Here is an 8,695-nt window from a genome sequence, read left to right on the forward strand (position 1 = left end):
TTCACTTCCTCCGCCACGCTATAACGTCCAGCCAATTCAGCGGTGGTACTTGCCCACGCCTATAGATTATATTTTAGAGGTAGGGGTATGCCCCTTAAAAAAAATAATATTGATACAGATCAGATTATGCCGGCAAGGTTCTGCTATAAGCCAACTAAAAGAGGACATGAAGATTCAGTATTTGGAGATTGGAGAGAAGATCCTAATTTTATAATGAATAATCCTTATTATCAAAGAGCAACAATTTTGGTTACCGGAAGAGAGTTTGCTACGGGATCTTCTAGAGAATTTGCAGTTTGGGGATTAAAGGATTGGGGATTTAAAGCTGTTATAGCCCCTAGCTTTGGAGATATTTTTTATAAAAATGCTTCATTAAATGATTTACTACCTGTGATATTAGATGAAGTCTATGTAGAACGAATATTAAATTATTTATTTGAAGATCATTATGCAGAAATATTAATTAATTTAAATAGAAATGTTGTTGAGGTGAAAAATGAAATATTTCCTTTAATAATTAGTGATTTTGTAAGAAGTAATTATTTACAGAATAAAGATGATATTAATGAAACTTTAAAATTTATTGATGTGATAAAGAAATTTGAATTGAAAAGAGGTAAATAATGAAAACACTTACGATAATTGGTACAGGTCCAAGAGGGATATCAGTACTAGAAAGAATAGCAGTTCTTTTAGAGAAAAATATTAAAACTTCTATTTCTAAGATTGTAATTGTAGATGCAGTTAAATTAGGGCAAGGACGAATTTGGAATAGTAATCAAAATAAAGTACTACTTATGAATACTATCGCTAGTGAAATATCAGCTTTTTCTGGGGAAGGGTCATTTTTTTCAGCAAAACCAGGTGCGGGACCTTCTTTTGCGAGTTGGTGGAAATACCATTATGATGATTATGATTATGATTATGATTATGATTATGATTATGATTATGATTATGATTATGATTATGATTATGATTATGATTATGATTATGATTATTATGGTGGTTATGCACCAAGAAAGTATTATGGAGAGTATTTAAATTTTGTATGGGAATTAATTATTAAAAGCCTATCCCAAAGAATAGAAGTAATATCAAAATTAGATAAAGTCGTAGATGTAATCTCTATATATAATGATAAATATACAGTAGTGACGGAAAAAGAAGATATTTGGAAAACAGACGGGTTGATTATTACTACAGGACATTCGATAAATAGTTATTCTAGATATTTCCAAGTATTAGAGGATGTAGCTAAGAAAAATAATTTCTTAAAATTTTTTAGAGGCAACTCAATTCATGAAATGGATCTATCTATAATTGATAGAAATCATAAAGTAGGTGTTATTGGACTTGGGCTATCTTTTTTCGATGTTATTGCCGCATTGACTGAGGGAAGGGGTGGACAATTCTATAAAGAGAATGGTTCTTTAGTGTATAAGCCTTCAGGTTTAGAACCTAAACTGTATTGTGGATCAAGGAATGGAATTCCTATTTTAGCAAGAGGAAGAAATGAAAAAGATAGCAATTATAAACATAAAGGAATAATTGTTACTTCTCAAAAAATGGCGGTATTACGTAAATTAAAAAATAATAATGTTAATTTTGATAAAGATGTATGGCCACTCATTGAAGCTGAAGTTAATTATACTTGGTTATATCAGAAAATTAAAAATATATATGGAGAAGATAAAGCTGAAACATTTTCATTGTCTGTTATGAAAAATGAAATTAGTTCATCTAATGAATTAGTAAAAATTGCAAATAATTTATTAAATGTTAACTTAAAGCCGTTAAGTTTAGAAAAGTTGGCTCATCCATTTTTAGGGAAAATTTTTCAAAATGAAGAAGAGTGGGAATCTTCATTGAGATCAATTTTATTTGAAGACATTATGGAAGCGAAAAAAGGAAATATTTCATCACCACTAAAAGGAGCGTTAGATGTTTTACGAAATATTAGAGATAGTATACGTACTGTAGTTGATTTTGGAGGACTAACTCCTGAGTCACATTGTCATTTTATAGAGAAATATGTTCCTATTATGTCTTTATTATCATCGGGCCCACCATTATTTCGATTAGAACAATTAGAAGCATTAATAAAAGCTGGTATTGTATCAATAGTTCCTCCAGGGATGAATGTTCTTCCAAAAGAAACAGGTTACAGTATTACTTCTAATTCTCTTACAACTTATCATAAAGAAGTTTCTGTATTGATAGATGCAAGAATTCCCATTATGGATTTGAAAAATGATTTAAACCCATTAATTAAATCTTTAGTAAGAAGAGGTATTTTTGTCCCATTTATAAATAAAGGAGAAGATTTAGATGTTTTTGAGACTGGTGGAGTTAATGTTACAAAATCCCCATATAATCCTATAGATAAAGATGGCAATATACTCTCTAATATTTTTGTATTAGGAATTCCAACTGAACACACGAGATGGTTTATGCAATCAGGAAGTAGTAGACCAGCATTTTGGATTGATTTTATGATTGATGCAGATGCTATAGCGAGAGCATCTATGACAATATAGGATAGAAGAACTATGGATAAAGATATTAAAAATATGGATTCTATTGTAGAAATAACAAAGAAAATTTCTAAGGATCCTAGAAAAGATATTTTAAATTTATGCCTTGGTTATTATAGAAGTGAAGAGAATCAAGATACAGGATTTAGTGTAATAAATAATTTACTTACTCCTACTTTTGATAAATCAGAAATTAAACTATCAGTATTGGGTGATATTTCTTTTAGAAATAATATTGTATCGCTATTAAGAAGATATATGTTAGATTCAGATCATTATATGTCAGCAATACAGTCTTTAGGTGGTTCAGGAGGATTATGGTTGTGTTTTAAAACGCTATACCAATCTAATTTACAAACAGTTTGGTATAGTGAGCCGGGGTGGGACAATCATGGTAAAATAGCTAATAATGTTGGCATGTGTTCAAAAACTTATAATTATATTATAAATAATATAGGGCAAATTGAATCTGAAAATATATTATCGGATTTAGAAGATATTTCAGAATCAGATATTTTAGTTCTTCATGGATGTTGTCACAATCCTTGTGGAGTTGATCTTGATGAGAGTAGTTTGAAGAATATAGCTAAATTATCTATCAAAAAGAAATTTTATATTGTTGTTGATCTTGCGTATTGGGGTATCAATAATGGATTGAAAGAGGATTTATATATTCTATCAGTTTTAAGTAAGTATTTAGATCAATTCTATGTTGTTATTTCTTTATCAAAAAATATGGGATTATATAATGAGAGGTTGGGGGCTCTTATATTGTTTTCTAAAAATAAAAATAGGTTATCTATATTTGAAAATAATATTAAGTCAGTGATTCGAACAACCTATTCTATGCCCCCAAGTCTAATAGCACAATGTGTTGCTAAGGTATTTAATAATAAAGATTTATTTAATAAATGGAATGAGGAGTTAATAAATTTATCAAATACATTAAAACTTAGAAGAAGAGAGTTGATTAATAAATTAAAAGAATTAAACATAGAGTATGTTTTGAAAATAAAAAACAATTCTGGAATGTTTATAAATTTTAATTTATACAAAGATGAAATTGAATTATTAGCTGAAAAACATGGGATATATATCCTTTACAATGGCAGAGCTAGTATAGCATCATTACAATTGAAAGATATTGATCGATTAGTGTATGCCATATCTGATTGTATAAGACATAGAAATTTTAATTGATTATAAAATTAGACTATTTAAATCAAGATAATAGCCGGAAAAAGAGGTGTGATAGACAAATTTGTTGCTAAAAGCAGGCTTAAATATTAAAGAGGCATATAGGAAAAAAATTGGTAAAAAGTGGTTTAAAAGCATATAGTACAAGGCTTTAAACCACTTTTTAACCAAGATTAAGAGTTTTTCTTCCTAACCGTTTCATAATATAAATTCTTTATTTTACAAATATCAACATCATTTGAAGTCATTTCTAAATTAAAACACATAGCACTAGCCACATACATTGTATCAAAGTTATATTTATCTAAGCGCTTTTCTGTACCATCGGGTTGTTTTTGATACCGTTCAGAATAACTTGTTCTTTCATATCTAAAAATATCTGTAGCAATATCAGTAATATTCTTGTCAATATTAATAATTTCTAATGCAGATAAAAACTGCTCCGCTTTTTTATACTCAATAGCATTTGATTCACTATAATCGTAAAAACGTAATACTTCATGTCTAATTAATGGTGTGGTGAAAAATAGTGTTTGTCCTTCATTCAATTTTTCTATAAACCAACTACTATCTTGATTATTACCCTTCAAGATACTAATTATTTTATTTGTATCTAATAAAATATTTTGTTGCATACTACTACCTATTTAGATAGTCCTAAAATATCAAGCAATTTACTTTTCTGATTAACTGAACGTTTAGGTTGAATGTTTGTTAATTTAATCTCATTTAGATCAACATTAAACGCAGTAGAAAGTAGATCAACAAAAGCTGCATTACTTGGATTTGGTATTTCTTTGTTTTTAACAATACCATTCTCATTAACTAGTTTATAAGCTTTTCCATCATATAATTGAGATAATACTAATGATGAATGGGTTGCAACAATAAAAATAGTATTAGGACAGGCATCATTTAATACTGGTAATATTCTGGTTTGCCAGCTGATATGTAAATGGCTCTCTATTTCATCAATTAATACAACTTCTTTTTCATTTTCCAAATTTGTAGAATTTGTAAAAAAAGCGTAACCAGACACAATCGATTGAACTATTTTAACTAATGAAGTAAATCCACTACTTAACTCACTTAATTTGCGCCATTTTCCTTCTATCATTAAAGATATAAATTTCCCACCTATAAGACTCAATGAAGAGGGATCATTACTAATTCTTTCATCAATTCTATTTAGGATATGTAGTACTGACAGTAATTCGATTTCTCGATTATCTTCACTATTTTGATAACGATTAGCTGATTGAGCCCTCTGAATAAACCATGTTTCAATAGAATCATTATATTCATTATTATTGATATCTCGATAGATAGCCTCAAAATACGCTTGTTGACGTTCCTTAAATTCCCCCAAAACTTTGATGCGATCGGTATTGTTATTTTTAAAATATCCTCTTTTTTGGGCAGGAATATAAATAATAGGATAGGGGGTCGTTTTCGCAACATGACTGATAAGATTCATTTTATCGATAAAAAAGTCATTATTATTAATTTTTGCTTTTTCAAATACTAATGTATTAGTTAAGAACCTATCTGAATTCAATATACTTATTACTAGAAAATAACAACGCTTGATATAGACTCTCTAGTGTTTTTGTTTTACCGACTCCATTATTTCCAATAAATACATTCATTTTGTCGTTAGGATCGAGATTTATTAATACTCTATCAATTCCCTTAACATTCCAAAATTCGTATTTTGAGGGTATCTTATCTTGTTCTATATTCATATTTACCTCCTCTCAAATAGATTGTAAAAACAATCAAGTGAGTCCTATATATTTATATATAATAAAATTATAGCCATTTTGCCCTAAATTTCTATGACTTATTAAATTTTTATTCAATATTAAGTAACTCATCAAGTAAACTATTGCTAGGTATGTAAAATGTTGACTTTGTGAAGTTATAGGCAATGCATTTTGGGCAGGGTTAGGTGCAATGGGCAATCTTCAAAAAAAGTGATAGTATCGCGACTGCAATAGGTAGTAATATCATAGTCACTATGAAACAATGTAATATACCAACTACATTTTTTTGTATACCGCAACAGTGAATGAAAGCGTACAGAAAGAGAGTATAGATGAAGTGAAAACCCATTAAGAGATGGTGCAGATGATATTGTCAATAATAGTTTTATATATTTTGCCAAATAGTAGAAATACTATTTTTAATTGCTTGATATAAAGCTCTTTTCCAATGATTTATTCTAGATTCCTCACTGAGGTAGGAGTCTATACTACATTGTTCAAAATCATTCATAGATATCCCGCTTTTTTTATAAGCTTTCATTGAGTTTAATTCATGAGACAATGGGCTACAAGATTTTTTAAAAAATCGTTCAGCTAAATTAAATCTATTGAAATGAAATTCTACTTTATTTTTTTTGTCTATAGACCAATGATTCGGAGGTTTAACAAAATATTTGATAGTTCCAATATCATTTGGGATATTGATATATTCAGCATATAACCATTGATCATTGAAGAAACAGTTATCATCAAGATATGGATGAATTAATTGTTTTTCATATTCTGGAAAAAAATCTTTTTTGTAAATTTGATTACAGTCTTTGCATATAGGTATAAGATTATATGGGAAAATGGAATAGTAACAACATTGGGATTTTGGTAAAAAATGATCTATTTCGGTAGGTGTGCCTATTCCACAACAAAAAGGACAGTATATTGTTGGATCCTTTGCATTGTTAATAATTGTATCATAATAATGATTATTGTTATCATTACGTTTTTTTACAAAATATTCATCATATAATTTTATCATATCATGCTTAGTTAATACGGTATTTATATTCTTATTGGTTATAATAATATGACAATTTTCTTCACACTTATAATATTGATGAAAAAACAAATGATTAGTCTTTGCAGTGTGTTTATAATATTCAGAAACTCTTAATAGATCGTTTTTATTCTCTTTTATTTTACTTTTAAGAGTATTATCATCTCTCATGATATTACAACATGAATCTATAACATCAGCGTAATTTTGACAGTTGCTAGGTAAATCAATTTTAATCATGATAAAAATCTCTAATCTTTAGTATCTCGATGTCTAACTAACATTTTTAATAGTATTCTAGCTTCTGTACCTAGTTGTTCGTTAAATTCATCTATGATTTCATTATATTTTTTTCCCGTTTCTACTTTTTTAGTTAATAGATTATAGAATCCAGAATTAAGGACTTCCAAACCAAATACTTCTCTAGTCAAAACACCAACATTTTCACCAAAGGTTTCAATATTTAGTCTAAAAGCTTCTATTATTTTGCCAGTTCTCTCTATTTTTAAAACGCAAGATTTAGGTATTTCTTGTAACACTACTGGTGAATGTGTGGCAATAATAGCTACTCCATTTCTATTATCTAATAAGTCAGATAATGTACGTATAAAAGCAGATAATAGAGGAGGATGAAGGTGGGTTTCTGGTTCATCAATTAAAACGAGAGTTTTTTCTTTAACTTTTGCGACTAATTGAGTAATGATAAGTAAAACAGAAGCATGGCCTGAACTTAAGTTATGGATAGATTCTAATATCCGTTTTTCATATTCATCATCATGTTCATTTTCCTCTCTATCGATTAAAGAACTTAGTTTTCTTTCACAAAAATTATAATCAGATTCTAAATTTTTTATAGCATGTAACCAGCGAGATTTTTTAGCAGAGAAAGACATACACTCATAAAATGCCACTAAAAAGTCATTCTGAAAATATGTTTTTGGTTCTTTTAATTTTGATTCAGATTCTTTTAACCCTATATAAGAATAATTTTTAAACTCTTTTTTATTAGGAATAAATGGATCAAATATACTAAATGAAACAGCTATAAGATGACTAAAATAGTCATCTTTGATCTTCTTGTATTGATTTAGTACCAGAGAATCTTGATAAAATCCCTCATTATTATCAGATTTATTTATAAATGACAGAATCATTCTATTTAATAAAGTCGTTTTTCCAACACCATTTTTACCAATAATTGCATGTATGTTCGTGCTTGGTGTTGAATTAGCGTATACATTGAATTGTAATTTTATTGATCCAATATCGTCTTGTTCTTTTTTAATAAAATAGAATTTAAAATCGCTTAAAGGAGATTTCCCATCTAAAACTCGTTTGAATTGTTCTATTATTGTTTCTGTAATTCCTCTCATCAATGAAGTATTAAAAACATGTTCATTTTGAACGACATTAAAAAGTTGAGTATTGTAGATAATATCATTTAAACTCTTTAAGAAATTTTCCTTAATCTCATTAGGTAATTTGAAAAGATTTATATAAAAATCAACATCTTGCCCTATTGAAAAGAAGCTAGAAGGCAATGAATCAAAGATATTATTATTGAATAATTTTTGAATTTTTTTATAAGTTGGCGTACTGATATCTTGATCCTTGAAGCCTATTTTAATATTTCCAATAGAATATTTGAGGCCATCATTATCAAAAATATCTACTGAGAACATTGTTTGAAACCCATAATCATTCCAATGATCTTTTGTTAGAAGTACTAAATTCTCCAGATTCAATGAGGGCGGTGTATATCTTTCTAAGATTTTAAATTTCATGTGTAAAAGTACTCTCTATACCTTATACCCTAGGGATAAGATGTATTATAATTTGATTTTTATCATCCTAACATAAATAAGATGGTCATAACACAATATATTATAAATTTCTTAAAAATTTCTAATGTAGTAGTTCAAAAAACATGAGCAGGGTAGAGCACAAAAGCAATTCAAATTCAGCTTGATAATGGTACAAGTCTGGAAAGTTTTGAAATATGATATAGGGATAATCTTTTGGATAGCCAAGTAATTTAGGCCCATATATACCGATTAATTTATGGTTAATAAAATAGAGGTTAGTGGTTTAAATGAAGTATTACTGAACTTTAAACCACTTTTAAACAATTTGATCTGACCCCGAAA

At 28.2% G+C, this 8,695-nt stretch carries 8 protein-coding genes; 3 read left to right on the plus strand and 5 right to left on the minus strand.

Annotated features, from left to right (window positions below; genetic code table 11):
- The first annotated feature begins 42 nt into the window (after nt 1-42).
- From leuD to P375_RS12045, 3 genes are read left to right on the plus strand one after another with little or no spacing between them, the layout of a single operon-like run.
- Nucleotides 43-624 (plus strand): 3-isopropylmalate dehydratase small subunit, encoded by a 582-nt coding sequence (gene leuD / locus P375_RS11805; RefSeq protein WP_156962347.1) that lies wholly within the window; start codon nt 43-45, stop codon nt 622-624.
- Nucleotides 624-2,537 carry an FAD/NAD(P)-binding protein gene (locus P375_RS11810; protein ID WP_039137285.1) on the plus strand — a complete coding sequence of 638 codons (1,914 nt, stop codon included), beginning with the start codon at nt 624-626 and terminating at the stop codon, nt 2,535-2,537. Before leuD ends, P375_RS11810 begins: the two co-directional genes overlap by 1 nt.
- Nucleotides 2,538-2,549: 12 nt before the next feature.
- The gene (locus P375_RS12045; RefSeq protein WP_052121847.1) at nt 2,550-3,734 is read left to right on the plus strand and encodes an aminotransferase class I/II-fold pyridoxal phosphate-dependent enzyme; all 1,185 of its coding nucleotides are present in this window, start codon (nt 2,550-2,552) and stop codon (nt 3,732-3,734) included.
- A 170-nt stretch (nt 3,735-3,904) separates the two neighbouring features.
- On the opposite strand, the gene P375_RS11820 is transcribed toward P375_RS12045, so the two are convergent.
- The 5 genes from P375_RS11820 to P375_RS11835 all read right to left on the minus strand — a co-directional run bounded on the left by P375_RS11820 (nt 3,905) and on the right by P375_RS11835 (nt 8,230).
- Entirely contained in the window at nt 3,905-4,366 is a 462-nt protein-coding gene (locus P375_RS11820) for a type II toxin-antitoxin system VapC family toxin (RefSeq protein ID WP_039137287.1), read from the minus strand.
- 8 nt (nt 4,367-4,374) lie between these two features.
- A complete protein-coding gene (locus tag P375_RS11825; RefSeq protein WP_052121848.1) occupies nt 4,375-5,208 on the minus strand; it encodes an AAA family ATPase in 834 nt (277 codons plus the stop codon).
- Nucleotides 5,209-5,275: 67 nt separating this feature from the next.
- On the minus strand, nt 5,276-5,476 hold the full coding sequence (locus P375_RS12860) for a hypothetical protein (protein WP_052121849.1): 201 nt from the start codon (nt 5,474-5,476) through the stop codon (nt 5,276-5,278).
- Nucleotides 5,477-5,882: 406 nt separating this feature from the next.
- A complete protein-coding gene (locus P375_RS11830; RefSeq protein WP_039137289.1) occupies nt 5,883-6,788 on the minus strand; it encodes a hypothetical protein in 906 nt (301 codons plus the stop codon).
- A gap of 11 nt (nt 6,789-6,799) precedes the next feature.
- Nucleotides 6,800-8,230, minus strand: coding sequence for an AAA family ATPase (locus P375_RS11835; RefSeq protein ID WP_245176470.1), 1,431 nt, complete (start codon nt 8,228-8,230; stop codon nt 6,800-6,802).
- Nucleotides 8,231-8,695 lie beyond the last annotated feature (465 nt).

The sequence above is a fragment of the Gallibacterium genomosp. 2 genome (assembly GCF_000771895.1).
In the GTDB taxonomy this organism is placed as follows: domain Bacteria; phylum Pseudomonadota; class Gammaproteobacteria; order Enterobacterales; family Pasteurellaceae; genus Gallibacterium.

Bases quoted from the DNA above. Each gene is read 5' to 3' on its own strand.
- P375_RS11820 (WP_039137287.1), bottom strand. From the start codon at position 4,366: ATGCAACAAAATATTTTATTAGATACAAATAAAATAATTAGTATCTTG.
- P375_RS11830 (WP_039137289.1), bottom strand. From the start codon at position 6,788: ATGATTAAAATTGATTTACCTAGCAACTGTCAAAATTACGCTGATGTT.
- P375_RS11835 (WP_245176470.1), bottom strand. From the start codon at position 8,230: ATGTTCTCAGTAGATATTTTTGATAATGATGGCCTCAAATATTCTATT.
- P375_RS11810 (WP_039137285.1), top strand. From the start codon at position 624: ATGAAAACACTTACGATAATTGGTACAGGTCCAAGAGGGATATCAGTA.
- P375_RS12860 (WP_052121849.1), bottom strand. From the start codon at position 5,476: ATGAATATAGAACAAGATAAGATACCCTCAAAATACGAATTTTGGAAT.
- P375_RS12045 (WP_052121847.1), top strand. From the start codon at position 2,550: ATGGATAAAGATATTAAAAATATGGATTCTATTGTAGAAATAACAAAG.
- P375_RS11825 (WP_052121848.1), bottom strand. From the start codon at position 5,208: ATGAATCTTATCAGTCATGTTGCGAAAACGACCCCCTATCCTATTATT.